The following is a 17,599-nucleotide window of genomic DNA, read 5'->3' as shown; positions in this document are numbered from 1 at the left end:
CTCAAACTTAGCATTGAGATAATTAAAAAACTTATTTCTCTTGCAAAACTAACTCTAAACAATTATAATATAAGACGTTAAACTTTTTTAAAGAACATATGAATCCGTCACAACCCTCCAGAAGTCCTATTACCTTACCAAGAATTAGAATTGATTTTTCTGATTTAGATTTTTATGGCGAAGAAGTATCAGGCTTAAAATTTGAAGATAGTCATTTAGAATATAGAAATGGCGCAGACAATGAGTTTCATAAAAAAAGGCTTCTTGGCTTAACACCTTACCTCTATATTTACATAAAAGGAGGCACTTTTAAATACACGTTTTCTGAAACTGAAAAGGAGATAATTGACAAAATCCTAAAAGAGGAAAATAAGGCTACACTCAAAATTCAGGTTGATGATCCAGAACTTAAATCTTGCTTAGAATGGACAATTCCAAAAGCGTTTCCTAAAAAAGTTAAAGGCTTAAAATTTAAAGAAGATAGCGGTTTAATAACTATTGAAGAATTGATATTTGAACATAAAGGTATGAGTGTGAATGAGTGTCACCAAAAGCCATAGTACAATCCTTTTCTTTCTTCATTCAAAATTCTCGCATATTTAGTATATTGCTTAAGTCATAATAATACACTCTAAAACTTAAAATCTTATGTACAAAAACACACTTACCATCTTATGCATATTGGCTTTTAGCCTATGTATCACTGCTCAAGACAGTAAGGCGCCTTCAATCAAAATTGATATTGAAGTCAATGGAGAAAAATATCAAGTGGAAGATGGTGGATCCATCAAGGTTGACGGAAAAACGATTACTGCAAAAACATCGGACTATCTATCATTTGATTTTGGTGCTCTAACCTTTGATTACCCAAAACATTATGCCTATGAATTTGAAAAAGATTTAGGCTATAGAAACTGGACATTAGATGGTAATGATTTTATATTCATGTATTTTGAATATGAAGAAAATATCGCTCTTAATCTTTTTATTGAAGCCATGGTACAGCGTTTTGGTGAAGATAATTGTAAAGTATCTGATAAAAATACGCAGCTGGGCAAACTTAGGCTTAAAGGTAAGCGTATAGATATTAGCTTAATTGGTACGCTTCTAAGTTATGACATCTACGAATTAAACACCAATGATGGAAAAACACATTTCATATCATTTCAAGACACCAAAAATGACGATGGCACTGCATCTACAGAATCTAAAGAAATGATGAAAATAATAGACAAAACAGTTAAGATTAAATTGTAATCAAGTATGGGCCTCAACTTAGAACTTAACTGTGTTTATATAGATTATGAAAACTTCCTTTTTAGCCGAGTGCTTTCCCGTTCTTGAAAAAGAGCTACTCGAAGATATTGAAAAACACTCAACTGTAGCATATTTCGATGTTAACGAACATATTGTGGAGCAAGGCAAATACATTAAATTTTTGCCTATAGTACTTAAAGGAAATGTGAAAGTATATAGCCATGAAGATGCATTTGAGTTTTTACTATATTATATCTCATCTGGCGAATCGTGCATCTATAGTTTTGCTCACACATTTAATAATCAGCCTGCCGAATTTTCGGCGATAGCCGAAACCAATAGTGAGTTACTAATGTTGCCGATAGCTAAGGTAAAACAGTGGCTAAACACCTATCCATCTTTTGGAAATTTAATACTATCTGATTATCAAAGACATTATAACGACTTGCTACAAACTACAAAACAGATTACTTGTTATAATTTAGACCAACGTTTGTTAGATTACCTCAGACAAAAGTGTAAAATGGAAAAATCGAATATTTTAAGTATCTCACATAAAACCATAGCCAACGACTTAGGGACCTCGAGAGAAGTTATTTCTAGAGTATTAAAAAAACTAAGAACAGCTAATAGTGTTGTTCAAATAGGTAGAAAAATAAAAGTCCTGTAAAGTGACTAATGTTACAGTTTTTAATTAGGCAACTCGTTAATTTTGGAACCTAAATAAAAGAACATTATGTCAAATCAAACACAATTAATACCTGGAAATTCGCTCATCACCAATACGCCTGAAGAAGGTAGAGCGTTGGCCATAAAGATGGCTAGACTTAGTATTAAAATTACACAACCAGATGCCAAAATAAGAGAACAGTTACGTCCTGTATACGCTAACGATGCAGCTATGCTAATTGCCATTGGACAAACAGTGGCTATGGAATTTGCTACTATAGCTAAAGCAAATAATTATTGGGCTAATTAAATATTCTAACCAACAGTTCTTTAAGTAGATCCCCTTGAGGTACAGCATTAGAATTTACACCTTTTCCTCTAACGTCGAACTCTCTTAAGGTAGACACTACTTTACTTACTTTTCGCATTGGGTAATGGCGCGCCGCAGAGACGTATTCATTTACAAAATAAGGATTGATTTTTAAGGCTGAAGCTACATTTCTTGGGTTCTTATCATGTAACCCATGAAAATGTAAAAGTTGAGAAAAGAAATTAAACAACAAGGACACTGTAACTACCATTGGGTTATCCTTCGGGTTATCAGCAAAATAATTGATAATCTTAAAGGCTTTTACACTATCACGTTCGCCTATAGCTTTGCGTAATTCGAAATTATTATAATCCTTACTTATACCAATGTTCTCCTCAATATGTTCGGCAGAAATTTGAGTGCCTTCTGGTAGTACAATCTTTAGCTTTTCTAACTCGTTGTTAATTTTACTGAGATCAGTGCCTAAAAACTCAACAAGCATTTGAGATGCCTTAGGAGAAATAGTATATTTTTGTCCAGACAACACACGACGAATCCAATCTGCTACCTGATTTTCATAGAGTTTTTTGCTTTCAAAAACAACACCCGATTTTTTAATGGTTTTATATAAAGCCTTACGTTTATCTATCTTTTTATACTTGTAATTCATCACCAAAACCGTCGAAGGTTGTGGATTTTCAGCATAATTGGACAGTTTTTCTATAGTTCTTGATAAATCTTGAGCTTCTTTAACAATAACCACTTGACGTTCTGCCATCATTGGATAGCGTTTCGCATTACTAATGATATCATCTACAGAAACATCACGACCATACAATACCATTTGGTTAAAACCTTTCTCTTCTTCGGCAAGTACATTTTTTTCAATAAAATCTGAAATAGCATCAATGTAATAAGGTTCCTCTCCCATTAAAAAATAAATGGGCTTAATGTTTCCGTTTTTAATATCAGCAACTATTTGCTTTACGTCATCCAAATCTTGAAAAATTTCAAATTTTAATTACAAATTCCAAAAAAACTAATTGGGCTTTGGTTTTCAATTTTAGTAGAGTAACTTTGAGAAAAATCTCTTTACGTCTTGATGCAAGAACTCAATTTTCCGAAGTTTTCATTCCGTTTCAAAAATAACGAAAATAAAGTTTCTATTTTCGATGAGATTCGTAAAAAATTTATCATTTTACAACCCGAAGAATGGGTGCGTCAACACTGCGTTCAGTACTTAATTCAGTATAAAAAATACCCAAAATCCCTTATCAATGTTGAAAAAGAGCTCAAAGTTAACGGATTAACAAAACGCTACGATATCGTTATTTTTAATCCAGATGGCCGCATTCACCTCATTGTAGAATGTAAATCACATAAAATTAAGATCGACCAAACCACCTTTGACCAAATAGCCCGTTATAATTTAGTTTTAAATGCAAGTTATTTGATGGTTACTAATGGAATTAATCATTATTATTGTGTGATGGATATTGAGGGTGAACGTTATGATTTCTTGAAAGATATCCCTGAATACAAATGAAAATAGCTGTTGTCATACTAAATTGGAACGGAAAGCAACTGCTCGAGCAGTTTTTGCCTTCAGTGATTAAGTATTCTGAAAACGCCGTGATATACGTAGCAGACAATGCATCTACAGATAATTCTATTGCCTACGTGTCCCAACATTTTAAACAGGTAAAACTTATCAAAAATGCAACAAATGGGGGTTACGCTAAGGGCTATAACGACGCTTTACAACATGTGAACGAATCACTATTTTGTTTGCTTAACAGTGACATTGAAGTTACGGCTAATTGGCTCGCTCCAATTATTTCTGAATTTGAAAGTAACCCAGAAACTGCCATTATTCAACCTAAAATTTTAGACTTCAAAAGGAAAACATATTTTGAATACGCAGGCGCAGCTGGAGGTTTTATTGATAAGTATGGTTACGCTTATTGTAGAGGACGTATTTTTGATAGCATTGAAGAGGATCAAGGTCAATATAATGATAGAACACCTATTTTTTGGGCATCTGGAGCATGCTTATTTATAAGAAAATCAACCTTTGAAACGCTCCACGGATTTGACGAAAGCTACTTTGCCCATTTTGAAGAAATTGACTTATGTTGGAGAGCCTTTAATGCTGGATATCAAACCATATATGTTGGCGATTCGACAGTTTTTCATGTTGGAGGCGCTACCTTAAATGCAGCAAATCCAAGAAAAACCTATCTCAATTTTAGAAATAGTCTATTTACACTAACAAAAAATGCACAAGGATTTCTTCCTGGAATACTACTTAGTAGACTAACTCTAGATGGTATTGCTGGTTTAAAATTTATATTTCAATTCAAATTGAGTCATACCTTAGCTATAATAAAAGCACATTTTAGTTTTTACAAGCATTTACCTAGGCTTTTAAAAGAGCGCAAACAACTTCCAAAGAAAAAAAAGTATTATGAAACGACCTCTATCGTGTGGTCATACTTTGCACGACAACGTTATCGTTACTAATTGTTCATAAAACTGTTAAAAATATAGTTAAATACTGTCAATGCGTGTATTCTTTTCTATAATTTTGGTACGTTGAATAACAACTAATTATTAAACTTTATTATGAAAAAAATAATGCTATTAAGTGTTGCTGGGATGTTAATTTTAACGTCGTGTGTGTCCAAGAAAGAATTTATGGCGCTCGAGGCAAAACAAAAAGAGACCCAAGATTTATTAAACACGGCTACTGTTAAATTAAATAGTTGTTTGTCAGACAAGGCAGCTTCTATGGCACGTGTTGAAGCGATGAAAGAGCAATTAGCCGATTTAAGAAAGGCTAATCAAGATTTAATTGATACTAAAGGAAACTTGACGACATTAACTCAGAAAGGTGCGGAAAACTTAGAAAAGTCGTTAGAAAGTCTAAAAGAAAAGGATTTAAAAATATCACGTTTACAAGATGCATTAACTAAAAAAGATAGTGTAACATTAGCTATCGTTACTAGTTTGAAAAAAGCTGTTGGTATTAACGATCCAGATATTGAAGTTAACGTTGAAAAAGGTGTTGTATTTATTTCTATTGCTGATAAACTATTATTCAAAAGTGGAAGTTACAATGTAACGAGTAAAGCAAAAGATGTACTGGCCAAAGTAGCTAAAGTAATTCAAAGTAAACCTGATTTTGAAGCCATGATTGAAGGTCACACAGATAGCCGTACTTATAGTAAAGGTGTTCTTGTAGACAACTGGGATTTAAGTGTTAAACGTTCTACATCTATTATTCGTGTATTACAAGAATTAGGCGTTAATCCTAGTCAGTTAATTGCCGCTGGACGTAGTAGTTATGTGCCTTTAGCAGACAATGACACTTCTGAAAACAGAGCAAAAAACAGACGTACACGTGTTGTTGTATTGCCGAAAATCGATCAGTTTTATGAAATGATTGAAGAAGAAATGAAAAACTTATCTGCTGAAGAGTAGTCAAGTAAAACATATTTTTAAAAAAGCTCAATCTTTAATGATTGGGCTTTTTTATTGTCATACGTCTAAAAGATTTCTAAATCCCCTTTCCCTTCTCTTAGTACTACTGGTTGGTCTTCAGACAAGTCGATTACTGTAGATGCTTCATTACCACCATAACCTCCATCAATAACGATATCAACAAGATTATCCCACTTCTCAAGAATTAATTCAGGATCTGTTGTATACTCAATCACATAATCCTCATCTCTAATAGAAGTAGATACAATTGGATTACCTAGTTGTTTTACAATTTCCAACGCGATAGCATTGTCTGGCACACGAATACCAACAGTTTTCCTCTTCTTAAAAGGGTTTGGTAAACTCTTAGATCCAGGCAGAATAAATGTATAAGGACCAGGAAGAGCTCGCTTTAAAATTTTAAATGTGGTCGTATCTATTTGTTTAACATAATCACTGAGGTTACTCAAATCCTCACAAATAAAAGAAAAATTAGATTTTTCAAGTTTAACTCCTTTAATTCGAGCTATTTTTTCTAAAGCCTTTATATTTGTAATATCGCAACCTAGACCATAAACCGTATCGGTTGGGTAAATAATTAATCCGCCACGTTTAAGAACATCAATAACCTTCATAACCTCCTTAGGGTTGGGATTATCCTCATAAATTCTTAGTAATTCAGCCATAATATGTATCTTACAAATGCGTTTACAAAGTAATTAAATATTTCATTATGAAGACTATTAAATACGCTTTACTACTCATTTTTGTATCCATTAGTCTCATCTCATGCTCAGATGACAGCAATTCTGAGAGTCCAGCAGATGAAACGCCATTAACTTTCCGTCAAGAATTAAATGTTTCTTACGGAAGCGATAGCGATCAAGTTTTTGATTTATATTTACCTGCAAATAGAACCTTAAACACTAAGGTGATGATATTAGTTCATGGCGGTGGGTGGACCTCTGGCGATAAAGAAGATATGAATCCGCTAAAGGATTTAATGCTTCAAGATTTACCAAACATTGCTATTGTGAACATTAATTATCGATTGGCAGATGAAAACAATGCACCATATCCAATGCAAATTGAGGATATTACAACCATAGTGAATATGCTAAAAACCAATCAAAATGATTACGTTATTTCAGATGATATTGGTTTCTTAGGCACAAGTGCAGGTGCACATTTATCGATGCTTTGGAGTTATGCCTTTGATACTAATAGTGATGTCAAAATGGTAGCGAGCATTGTTGGGCCAACAAATTTCACAGATCCAGCTTATCTCAACAATCAAAATCCGGTATTGCAGGAGTTAATTGATACATTTGGTATTGATACCACCAACACATTTCTTGAAGAGGTAAGTCCGTATCATCAAGTTACTGCAGACGCACCTCCAACCATTTTGTTTTATGGTGGTCAAGACCCTCTTATTCCTACAAGTCAAGGTGTAGACATGGAAGCCAAACTAGCCAGTTTAGGTGTTACCCATCAGTTTACTCTATATCCTAATGCTGGTCATGGCTGGATTGGCTTAGAGCTATTGGACACATGGACCAAACTTAAAGCGTTTACTCAAACTCATTTAGAATAATGAGCTGTAACAATAAGAAAAAATAAGCGTCTATATGATATGCGAAACGGTCTAATTCTCATAGTAATATTAACTACCTCTTTTCGGTTATTTGCAGAGGATAAACCTCGGGTAATTACATTTCCTAGGGCCGAAATTTTAAGCGAGCATACAACTAGGATACCGTTTAAACTTATAGATAATCTCATAGTAATTGAAGCCGAGCTTTTAGATCGTAAAGGGAATTTCATAATAGATACTGGATCTGAAACATTAATTCTTAATAAAGTTCACTTTAAAACAAGACAGCCATTTTACAATAAAAAGAAAGAAACATCTGGCGTTATTGATGTTATAGACAACCCATTAGAAAAACGCTTAAGAGAATTTATCATTAAAGATTTAATTGTTGAGGATACGAACTCGGATGTTATAGATTTATCGCATATTGAACGCAGCAAAAAAATTCATCTTTTAGGTATTATAGGTTTTGATATTTTAAAAGACTATGAAGTTTTTGTTGATATGTATCTTAATCAAATTACCCTTTCTCGAGTAGATTCTAAAGGACAAAAGCTAGATCAAAGAGCGTATCTAGAAAAAATTGTTGATACCATTGATTTCAAACTAAAAAAGCATACTATTGTCATAGAGGCCTATGTAAATGATCAAAAATTAAAATTTGGTTTAGACACAGGTGCAGAGTACAATCAGCTTAATAAAAGAACGAGCAAAAAGGTCTTAAAATATTTCTATCCTTCAAAACGATTAATGTTGGTTGGAGCGAGTGGACGAAAAATTGAAGTTCTGGCAGGAAAGTTGTATCGTGTAAAACTGTCTGATAACATATTCTTTGCTCCAATGGAAACCATGTTAACCAATCTCAATCAAATGAATGAGGCTTTCGGCACCTCCTTAGATGGTGTTCTCGGCTATGAGTTTTTTAGACAACAGCGTACAATTATAAACTATAAAAAAGAGAAACTTTACTTTATAAAATTCCCTATAAATAAGCAATGAAAACCCTAAAACAACATATCATTATATTCCTTCTTGCAATGGCATCAACACTGTCTTTTGCTCAAGGTGAAGATAAAGGTTATCGCTTTGACGGGAATTATGTGGTGTTTACATTCAACAAATTTGATTATGAGAAATTTTCCGAAGATGATTCTGATATCAAGATTAAATTTGAAGATTTAACAATAGATAATGTTGTTGTTGCTGGAGAGTTTAATAATTGGTCGAAATATGGTTGGAAAATGGAGAAGGTTAATAACACAACCTATGAATTGAGAAAGCATATCAATAATTTTAGAGATGAATTTACTTGGGAATTTAAATTTGTTGTCAATAATAAATATTGGGCAGAACCTTCTGAGTTTGATGCTAACGTTGAGCTCGCAAAGAAAAAAGGAACTCACCTTAATGTATATAATCTAAGAATGTCTACCAAAGCCGCAATTCCCGATGAAAAGGGGAATGTTAGATTTAGACTTCGAGGTTATGAAGATGCCCGTAAAGTTATAGTTGCTGGATCATTTAATAGATGGGATGAGCATGAATTTAAAATGTATAAAACTAAAGACGGTTGGGAGCTTAAGTTGGAGATTAAACCAGGCGAATATGAATATAAATTTATTGTTGATGGCAACTGGATGGAAGACCCTTCAAATCCCTCAAAAGCATTGAACGAGTTTGGTCAATTTAATTCTCTCATTAACGTTGGAAAATATGTAACCTTTCTACTTAAAGGACATCCTAATGCAGAACGTGTTATTCTATCAGGATCGTTTAATGACTGGAACGAAAGTGCTGTTAGAATGGAGCATACCGAAAATGGCTATTGGAGATATCGTCTACCTTTACCAGCTGGTAAGCATTACTATAAATTTATTATTGATGGAAAATGGATTCTAGATCCCGAAAATCCAGTAAAAGAATATGATGGCAAAGGAAACATCAATTCTGTTTTTATGGTCAAGTAATTATCCTAATACGTCTAACTTTGCAAACCGTAGTAGTAGTTTTTTAATACCTCCTACTTCGAAGTTGATTTCTGCTTTGACATCTGCACCTTTGCCTTCTATCTTAAGCACTTTACCTTTCCCAAAACGCGCATGCTCTACAATATTTCCAACGGTAAGTTTACCATCAAAGAGATTGGTATTATCTGATGGCGAACTTTTAGAGACGCGCTTTAGGTTTTTAGGTGCAACAAACTTTGCAGGTTTTGCGTCAGATTTGCGTTTTATAGGTTTTTTAAACCGAATACGATTAGGCTCAACATCTCCAAAAATATCAGCACTTAACATCGGGTTTTGTCTTGGCTCATGAACTGGCGTTATAATATCTAAATATTGGTCGTCAATCTCTTCAATAAAACGACTAGGTTCTGCATCAATCAATTTTCCCCAACGATAACGTGACAGCGTATAGGTTAAATAGGCTTGTTTTTCGGCTCTAGTTAAAGCCACGTAAAATAAACGCCGCTCCTCCTCTAGTTCACTTCTCGTGTTCATACTCATAGCACTTGGAAATAAATCTTCCTCCATTCCTACGATATACACATATGGAAATTCAAGACCTTTGGCTAAATGTATTGTCATTAAAGCCACACGATCGTCATCACCTTTATCATTATCTAAATCGGTTGCCAATGCGACATCTTCCAAAAACTCTGCAATATTTCCTGTAGCATCTGCTATCTCAACCTGTCCTTCAACAAAATCTTTAATACCATTTAATAGTTCTTCAATATTTTCGAGTCTAGCAATATCTTCAGGCGTACCTTCTTTATTAAATGCTTTTATAATACCAGTCGTTTTAGTAATATGTTCTGCTAATTCAAAAGCATTTGCCGTTTGATTCATCACCTGAAAACTCTCTATCATGGTCACGAAATCTTTAAGTTTCGTTCTTGTTCCAGCATTGACATTGACTTCAGTTTTATCAATGTGTTTCATTACCTCGAATATAGAACGATTGTAACCATTCGCCGCAACCACCAGCTTATCTATTGTAGTTTGCCCTATACTTCGCTTAGGAAAATTAATAACACGCTTTAAAGCCTCTTCATCTGCCGGATTAATAACTAACCTCAAATATGATAGAACATCCTTAATTTCTTTTCTCTGATAGAATGATAGCCCTCCATAAATTCGATAAGGAATATCACGTTTCCTTAAAGCGTCTTCAATAGAACGCGACTGTGCATTTGTTCTATACAATACAGCAAAATCACTATCCTTAAGCTGATTTTGCATTTTATTTTCAAAAATAGAACTGGCTACAAAACGACCTTCATCTCCATCAGTCATTAAGCGATTAACCTTTATTTTAGCCCCTTCTTCATTAGCCGTCCAAACAATTTTATCTAATTTGGTTTTATTTTTATCTATAATCGAATTGGCGGCATTAACAATATTCTTGGTCGAACGATAATTTTGTTCTAACCTAAATACTTTTACATCGTCATAATCGCGTTGAAAATTCAATATGTTATTGATATTAGCTCCTCGAAACGCATAAATACTTTGTGCATCATCACCTACAACACATATATTCTGAAAACGGTCAGACAAAGCTCTCACAATTAAATATTGCGAATGATTGGTATCCTGATACTCATCTACCAAAATATATCTAAATCGATCTTGATATTTAGCTAACACATCTGGAAAACGCGTTAGTAACTCATTGGTTTTAAGCAACAAATCATCAAAATCCATGGCGCCTGCCTTAAAACATCGGTCAACATAATTCTTATAAATATCACCTAATCGTGGTCGTCTGGCTGCTGTATCGGCTTCAATAAGTTCTGGGTTTTGAAAATATGCTTTAACCGTAATTAAACTGTTTTTATAAGACGAAATTCGGGATCTAACTTGCTTGTATTTATAGACATCTTTGTCTAACCCCATTTCTTTAATTATTGAAGATATAAGTCGGTCAGAATCTTGTGTGTCATAGATGGTAAAATTGCTTGGGAATCCCAAGCGATCCGCTTCGAACCTCAATATTTTCGCAAAGACAGAGTGAAACGTACCCATCCATAAGTTTTTAGCTTCACTTGCACCAACGATATCAGCAATTCTCCCTTTCATCTCACGAGCCGCTTTATTGGTAAATGTTAATGACAAAATATTAAAAGGATCTACACCTTGATGCATTAAATACACAATGCGATATGTCAGCACACGAGTTTTACCAGAACCTGCTCCAGCAATAACAATCATTGGTCCATCTTTTTGCAAAGTAGGCGCTAATTGTGCATCGTTTAACTGACTTAAATACTTCTCCAATTCTAAAAACTTTTAAGTCGTGAAATTAACCAAACTGTATGTTTTTAGTAAACGTTTTTGTAAATAATTATAAACAATTTGAATCAAAAATTTACTTAACTATTTTTTGAATATCTTTAAGCATAATCTTTAACCTTTTCAATATGCGTTCCTTATTTGTTTTATGTATTTTCTTCGGAAACTTAGTGGCTTTTTCTCAAGATCAATTAGAAAAAGATTTTATAGATATCGAATCTAAGGTCATTGAATGGCGTCATCATTTTCATCAAAATCCAGAATTATCAAATAGAGAATTTAAAACGGCAGAAAAAATTGCAGCACATCTTACATCCTTGGGAATTGAAGTTCAAACAGGTGTTGCAAAGACAGGTGTAGTTGGTATCCTGAAAGGAGACCAGCCAGGAAAAGTAGTCGCTTTAAGAGCAGATATCGATGCCCTACCAGTAACAGAACGCAATGATTTGCCTTATAAAAGCGAAGTACAAACCGAATTCTTAGGAACAAAAACCGGCGTCATGCATGCTTGTGGTCATGATACTCATATTTCGATACTCATGGGTGTGGCTGAAATTTTATCAAAACATAAAGACAAAATTAAAGGAACTGTTAAGTTTATATTTCAACCAGCCGAAGAAGGTCCTCCTCCTGGTGAAGAAGGTGGCGCAAAATTAATGATTAAAGAGGGCGTTTTAGACAACCCAAAGGTGGACGCTATTTTTGGATTGCACATTAATTCTGAAACACCAGTAGGCACTATAAAATATAAGGCTGGCGGTATCATGGCATCAGTTGAACGTTTTGTTATTACCGTAAAAGGGAAACAAACCCATGGTTCTCAACCTTGGTCTGGCGTTGACCCCATTCTTATATCTGCAAAAATTATTGACGGTCTGCAAACAATCATTAGTAGAGAATCTAAACTTACCAATGAAGCAGCCGTTATAACTGTTGGAAAAATTACGGCAGGTACTCGCTTTAACATTATTCCAGAAAGTGCCGAAATGATTGGTACAGTTAGAACATTAGACCCGAAAATGAGAGCTCATATTGAAAGACGAATGAAAGAAATGGTAGAAACTATAGCGAAGGCCTATGGCGGAGAAGCCACAATCACATTCCAAAATAATACGTCAATCACTTTTAATGATCCTAAACTTGTAGACCAAATGTTACCTACACTTCAAAATGTTGCAGGTACCGAAAATGTTGTATTAAGAAAAGCGACAACTGGAGGTGAAGATTTCTCCTATTTTCAAGAAATCATCCCTGGTTTTTATTTCTTCTTAGGCGGCATGACTCCTGGAAATACAGAAGCATTTCCTCACCATACACCAGATTTTAAAATAGATGACAAAGGCCTTTTATTAGGTGTAAAAACCATGACTAATTTAGCCATAGACTATTTAAACCAATAAAGGCAATATCTCTTTAATTTATGTACCAATCTATTGTAGACAAGCTGAAAATTTCAGCTGAAGATTTGCTGGACATCGATGAAGCCAAAATTATCAAGTTTGAAAAAATTGTTAAGTCCCAAACGATGCTCGATGATGCGCATTTTAAAACTGACGAAAACCACAGTATTATTGCGACACTCAGAGATTCGGAAAAGCGAAAGTTTATTTATATCATTGAGAAACACCCAAGGCTGAAGTCGTTTTTATCAAATGGCAAACTTTTAGAGTCTCAAACACTAACAATAGACCAAGATATTGTAGCGTCGGTAAATATAGATAATACCGCTTTTAGAACATTTATAAATCCTTATCTCAATGCAATTTTAATTCCGAAACTAAAAAATGCCATTAACACTAACCAATTTTTTTATGTTTTAGATAAAATTAAAAATGATTGGCTCTTTTCAGAAGGTATTAAATTTCAATGTCAAAATATACTCCGACATAAGATAGCAACAACAATTCATCTCTTAAAAACAAAGCAACACGTAAAACCCATAAAGTATACTCAATCCAGCGGATTTGGTGCTTTAATTGCATATAGCGTCTCTAATAATGGGCTCGATATTACAAAGGAATACCTTGAAGTTCTGGTTAAGCAATTAAAGCACGTGCATTCAAGAACTAAAATAGCAAGTCATTACCACAAGAGTTTGGTTGCTATTCATAATGCTAAACTTGATAATGAGGCCATTAATCACTTTGTAGAATCCCACATAAATAATCATATTTCCCGTGTTATTCTTGACAAAAAAACGCCAAATGAATGGGGCACACAGGTATTGCTAACTATTGCCGTTTTATTGGTAGCTGTAATTGGTGCAACGGTCTTTAATCATTTTAATGAAAAAGAACGCGTTGAGCCATACTCTCTAAAAGATGTTAATAATTTTTATACTTCGTTTAATACGCTATATGGGCCGCATATTACAAGAGACGCTAACGGCGTATTAAAAAATATTGAGGGTCAACTCATATTGAAAGCCTACAAATATCCATATGACATCAATAGTGAACTTACGCATTCTATATTTTTCCCTTTTTATAAACCATTTCCTGAAGTGAACTCTCCGTCCCAACACAAACTCACTATAGAAAACTTAGATAGAGACAAATCATTAATTGTGTTTAGAAAAAACAATTATAATCACTGCACACTTTTGAGGCCTCGAAGTAAAATAACAACATTCGTTGCACCTAGAGATTCTCTTATTTTTTACAGAGGAAAATTTCTAAATGTAAGCGATTATGGCGGGCTCTCAGCCTTTAACGGAATTTACAAACACTCTAGTAAAGCAGATCGCTTGCGATTTTTCAACATATATGTTGTGGATTCACAGCATGAAAGTGACCATGCTCTTATACAAATGAAGGATTTTGGTAAACTCATATTTCAGGATATAAAGACCACAGAACATACAACAAGTTATGTTGGTAAAAATATAATCGACATCAATATTTTAGACACCTATTTAGACTAAAATAAATATCTTTACCCTTTAATTAAATACAATGGATACCTTTCTAAATTTTATTTCAAATATATCGTGGTGGATGTGGATTCTAATTATAATTATATTCATAGCCATTCGTGATGTATTCCAAAAAAAGCATACAATACAACATAACTTTCCTGTTATTGGACACATCCGATACTGGTTTGAAAGTATTGGTCCAGAAATTCGCCAATACTTTGTGGCTAATAATAGAGAAGAATTACCTTTTAATCGTATAGAACGTGGCTGGGTTTATGCATCTTCTAAGAATGAAAATAATTATGAAGGTTTTGGAACCGATAGAGATATCTATGCACATCAACATATTTTCGTAAATAATGCCATGTTTCCTTTTAAAATTGGAGCAGAGCATCCAAACACCATCGATAAATCGTTTTTGCCGTGTGCAAAAGTTATGGGAGCATTCAACAAGCGTAAACGACCCTATCGACCTGCATCTGTGATTAATGTTTCTGCCATGAGTTTTGGTTCACTATCTGCTAAGGCTGTGGAGTCTTTGAACAAAGGAGTGAAAATAGCTCATGCCTATCACAATACAGGCGAAGGTGGATTATCCCCTTACCATAGTAATGGTGGCGATGTCGTATTTCATTTTGGAACAGGTTATTTTGGTGTTCGTGCAGATGATGGAGGATTCTCAATGGAAAAAATGAAAAAACTGGTTGAGGACAATCCTTTCGTACGCGCCATAGAGGTAAAATTATCACAAGGCGCTAAACCAGGCAAAGGAGGTGTATTACCAGGATCTAAAATCACAAGAGAGATAGCCGAAATTAGAGGCGTTGAGGAAGGTAAAACAGTATTATCTCCACCAAATCACAAAGCATTTTCTACAGTTCCCGAATTGGTTGATTTTATTGAAGCTATTGCCGAAGAAACAGGTTTACCAGTTGGAATAAAAGCAGCTATAGGGAAATTAGACCAATGGAAAGAACTAGCAGATATTATGCTAAAAACGGGCAAAGGACCTGATTTTATAACAGTTGATGGTGGCGAAGGAGGCACAGGTGCGGCCCCTCCAAGTTTCGCCGATCACGTTTCACTACCTTGGGTCTATGGGTTTGGAGATTTATATAAATTATTTCAAAGAAAAGGACTTTCAGAACGTATTGTGTTTATTGGAAGTGGTAAGTTAGGTTTTCCTGCAAAGGCCGCTATGGCATTTGCTATGGGAGCCGATTGCATAAACGTTGCACGTGAAGCTATGATGAGCATTGGTTGTATTCAGGCGCAAATTTGTCATACAAATAAATGTCCAAGTGGTATAGCGACACAAAGCAAATGGTTACAAAATGGAATCGACCCTACATTGAAATCGGTGCGGTTAGCCCAATATTTTAAGACATTCAGAAAAGAGCTTATAGAGATTACTCATGCCGCTGGATATGAACATCCTTGCGAATTTACAATGGACGATGTTGAAGTCAATGTAGATGATCATAACTTATCAAAAGAATTGTCCAGTACATACATGTATAATAAAACTAAAGTACCTTATACATCCATGCAAGATTTGAAAGATTGTATGTATTTAGGCGGAAAATGTTAAAACAATAATTTAAAAACAATTAAGTTTACAATTAAAACGAAATTAAATCAATTATGGAACAACAACTAGTCAATCTATTAATGTTCATTATCCCGTCTTTAATCACAGGAGCAGTTGCCTATTTATTTTTTAGAGAACATGTGGAAAATGAAAGTAGACGACGAGACTATTTAATTCAAAAAGATTTACAAAAAGATGCATTACCTATGCGTCTTCAAGCCTACGAACGTCTGTCATTGTTCTTAGAGAGGATCAAACCTGCAAAACTTCTTGTTAGAGTCAACCCAACATCCTCATCAAAAGAAGATTATGAATCTTTACTTATAGCAAATATTGAACAGGAATTTGATCATAATTTAGCACAACAAGTCTATGTCACTGATCAGTGTTGGAGCATTACTTCCACTGCCAAAAACGCAACAATTCAAATGATAAGAAAAGTGGCCTTGTCAGACAAAGTAAATTCGGCAGATAAGTTGCGTGAAGTGCTATTAACTGATATGATTGACAAAAGAGCTCCTAGCGACGCTGCCTTATCTTTTATCAAAGAAGAAGTATCTAATCTCTGGTAAAGATCAAATCCTTAAGACTTATCTTGACTATGCTTTTCTTTAGCATAGTCATAGCCTTGAGCCCACCATTTCACCATGAGACGTTTACTAAAAATTAAAGAGTTTTCAGTTAAACTCGTCGGCGTATAATATAGATTGAGCTTTACATTTTTATTTTTTGCAGCAAGCTTCCCTATAACAACATCATTTTTTTCAACCTGATCCAAAAGATGTCCAAATAAATTAAGCATTAAGGAAAATGGATTTTTCCCTAACACTTTCGTTCGCTCCATAGTTTCAGATTCTAAAACAATAGCATCAACCTCTGTTGCCCCTCGTAAAATAGCCTCCCTTATAGGAACTACACAGCCCAAGCCACCATCTGCATACTCATAACCATTAACTTTAGCCAATGACATAAACGGTATGTAGTTACAGGAAATCCAAATCCAATTACAAAACTCTTCATAAGTATACTCCTTTATAGATTTATACTCCACTCTATTCATTGATAAATTAGAAACCGTAACCACGACATCCTCCTTGGTGCTTATAATTTTATCAAACTCTGCCCTTGTAAAGTTTTGCTTTATATTTCGCTTTAAGGCTTTACTCTCTCCAAACGTACGTTTCATTCGTATAAACTGCCATAGCGAGTTTATAAAGTCTATCGAAACAAATTCTCGATCTCCTTTTTTCCTTTGGACAAACGGACTAATACTAAAAATATCATGCTGCTGAACGTTAGTAAAAATATCATACAACTTCCCAATGTCATTCACCGCTAAATGTGGCACCAATAAACTTCCTGTAGATGTTCCCAAAAACATATCATAATCTCTACCCTCGCCTTCCATTAGATATTGAGCAACTCCTCCAGCAAACGCTCCTTTGCTTCCTCCTCCAGATATAACCAATGCTCTCAA

Annotated in this window: 18 protein-coding genes; 14 read left to right on the top strand and 4 right to left on the bottom strand. The window is 34.3% G+C overall.

Annotated elements, in window-relative coordinates; all coding sequences use genetic code 11:
* Positions 1-98: 98 nt before the first annotated feature.
* The 4 genes from Q0893_RS13965 (at position 99) to Q0893_RS13950 (ending at position 2,236) form a co-directional block, all read left to right on the top strand.
* Positions 99-560, top strand: a complete 462-nt coding sequence (locus Q0893_RS13965) for a phage tail protein (protein WP_299276716.1) — start codon at positions 99-101, stop codon at positions 558-560.
* 88 nt (positions 561-648) lie between these two features.
* On the top strand, positions 649-1,257 hold the full coding sequence (locus tag Q0893_RS13960; protein ID WP_298902996.1) for a hypothetical protein: 609 nt from the start codon (positions 649-651) through the stop codon (positions 1,255-1,257).
* Positions 1,258-1,303: 46 nt separating this feature from the next.
* Entirely contained in the window at positions 1,304-1,927 is a 624-nt protein-coding gene (locus tag Q0893_RS13955) for a Crp/Fnr family transcriptional regulator (protein ID WP_298902997.1), read from the top strand.
* 66 nt (positions 1,928-1,993) lie between these two features.
* Positions 1,994-2,236 carry a hexameric tyrosine-coordinated heme protein gene (locus tag Q0893_RS13950; protein ID WP_298902998.1) on the top strand — a complete coding sequence of 81 codons (243 nt, stop codon included), beginning with the start codon at positions 1,994-1,996 and terminating at the stop codon, positions 2,234-2,236.
* Here the strand turns inward: Q0893_RS13950 and holA are convergent.
* On the bottom strand, positions 2,229-3,233 hold the full coding sequence (gene holA / locus Q0893_RS13945; protein ID WP_298902999.1) for a DNA polymerase III subunit delta: 1,005 nt from the start codon (positions 3,231-3,233) through the stop codon (positions 2,229-2,231). The two genes, Q0893_RS13950 and holA, sit on opposite strands and share 8 nt — an antisense overlap.
* 105 nt (positions 3,234-3,338) lie before the next feature.
* Between holA and Q0893_RS13940 the strand changes: the two genes are divergently transcribed.
* From Q0893_RS13940 to Q0893_RS13930, 3 genes are all read left to right on the top strand, one after another.
* Positions 3,339-3,782, top strand: coding sequence for a type I restriction enzyme HsdR N-terminal domain-containing protein (locus Q0893_RS13940; RefSeq protein ID WP_299276704.1), 444 nt, complete (start codon positions 3,339-3,341; stop codon positions 3,780-3,782).
* Entirely contained in the window at positions 3,779-4,759 is a 981-nt protein-coding gene (locus Q0893_RS13935; RefSeq protein WP_299276699.1) for a glycosyltransferase family 2 protein, read from the top strand. The genes Q0893_RS13940 and Q0893_RS13935 overlap by 4 nt, the downstream gene beginning before the upstream one ends.
* A gap of 102 nt (positions 4,760-4,861) precedes the next feature.
* Complete coding sequence (locus Q0893_RS13930; RefSeq protein WP_298903002.1) at positions 4,862-5,719, top strand: OmpA family protein; 858 nt, start codon at positions 4,862-4,864, stop codon at positions 5,717-5,719.
* Positions 5,720-5,784: 65 nt separating this feature from the next.
* On the opposite strand, the gene Q0893_RS13925 is transcribed toward Q0893_RS13930, so the two are convergent.
* Positions 5,785-6,405, bottom strand: a complete 621-nt coding sequence (locus Q0893_RS13925; protein ID WP_298903003.1) for an L-threonylcarbamoyladenylate synthase — start codon at positions 6,403-6,405, stop codon at positions 5,785-5,787.
* Between the two features lie 32 nt (positions 6,406-6,437).
* Here Q0893_RS13925 and Q0893_RS13920 point away from each other — a divergent pair, with 32 nt between their 5' ends.
* The 3 genes from Q0893_RS13920 to Q0893_RS13910 are packed head-to-tail and all read left to right on the top strand — an operon-like array spanning position 6,438 to position 9,283.
* A complete protein-coding gene (locus Q0893_RS13920) occupies positions 6,438-7,316 on the top strand; it encodes an alpha/beta hydrolase (protein WP_298903091.1) in 879 nt (292 codons plus the stop codon).
* Positions 7,317-7,355: 39 nt separating this feature from the next.
* The gene (locus Q0893_RS13915) at positions 7,356-8,315 is read left to right on the top strand and encodes an aspartyl protease family protein (protein ID WP_298903004.1); all 960 of its coding nucleotides are present in this window, start codon (positions 7,356-7,358) and stop codon (positions 8,313-8,315) included.
* The gene (locus tag Q0893_RS13910) at positions 8,312-9,283 is read left to right on the top strand and encodes a glycogen-binding domain-containing protein (protein ID WP_298903005.1); all 972 of its coding nucleotides are present in this window, start codon (positions 8,312-8,314) and stop codon (positions 9,281-9,283) included. Before Q0893_RS13915 ends, Q0893_RS13910 begins: the two co-directional genes overlap by 4 nt.
* Here Q0893_RS13910 and Q0893_RS13905 read toward each other — a convergent pair whose 3' ends face one another.
* On the bottom strand, positions 9,284-11,599 hold the full coding sequence (locus Q0893_RS13905) for an ATP-dependent helicase (RefSeq protein ID WP_299276691.1): 2,316 nt from the start codon (positions 11,597-11,599) through the stop codon (positions 9,284-9,286).
* A 143-nt stretch (positions 11,600-11,742) separates the two neighbouring features.
* On the opposite strand from Q0893_RS13905, the gene Q0893_RS13900 reads away from it, so the two are divergent.
* The 4 genes from Q0893_RS13900 to Q0893_RS13885 are packed head-to-tail and all read left to right on the top strand — an operon-like array spanning position 11,743 to position 16,694.
* Entirely contained in the window at positions 11,743-13,014 is a 1,272-nt protein-coding gene (locus Q0893_RS13900; protein ID WP_299276688.1) for an amidohydrolase, read from the top strand.
* Between the two features lie 20 nt (positions 13,015-13,034).
* Complete coding sequence (locus Q0893_RS13895) at positions 13,035-14,537, top strand: hypothetical protein (protein ID WP_299276685.1); 1,503 nt, start codon at positions 13,035-13,037, stop codon at positions 14,535-14,537.
* 31 nt (positions 14,538-14,568) lie between these two features.
* Complete coding sequence (locus tag Q0893_RS13890; RefSeq protein ID WP_298903010.1) at positions 14,569-16,122, top strand: FMN-binding glutamate synthase family protein; 1,554 nt, start codon at positions 14,569-14,571, stop codon at positions 16,120-16,122.
* Between the two features lie 53 nt (positions 16,123-16,175).
* The gene (locus Q0893_RS13885) at positions 16,176-16,694 is read left to right on the top strand and encodes a hypothetical protein (RefSeq protein WP_299276681.1); all 519 of its coding nucleotides are present in this window, start codon (positions 16,176-16,178) and stop codon (positions 16,692-16,694) included.
* An 11-nt stretch (positions 16,695-16,705) separates the two neighbouring features.
* On the opposite strand, the gene Q0893_RS13880 is transcribed toward Q0893_RS13885, so the two are convergent.
* Positions 16,706-17,599, bottom strand: a complete 894-nt coding sequence (locus tag Q0893_RS13880) for a patatin-like phospholipase family protein (RefSeq protein WP_298903012.1) — start codon at positions 17,597-17,599, stop codon at positions 16,706-16,708.

This window comes from uncultured Psychroserpens sp., assembly GCF_947494225.1.
In the GTDB taxonomy this organism is placed as follows: Bacteria; Bacteroidota; Bacteroidia; order Flavobacteriales; family Flavobacteriaceae; genus Psychroserpens.
The sequence above is the reverse complement of the archived record's forward strand: the minus strand, read 5'-3'. Positions and strand labels throughout refer to the sequence as shown.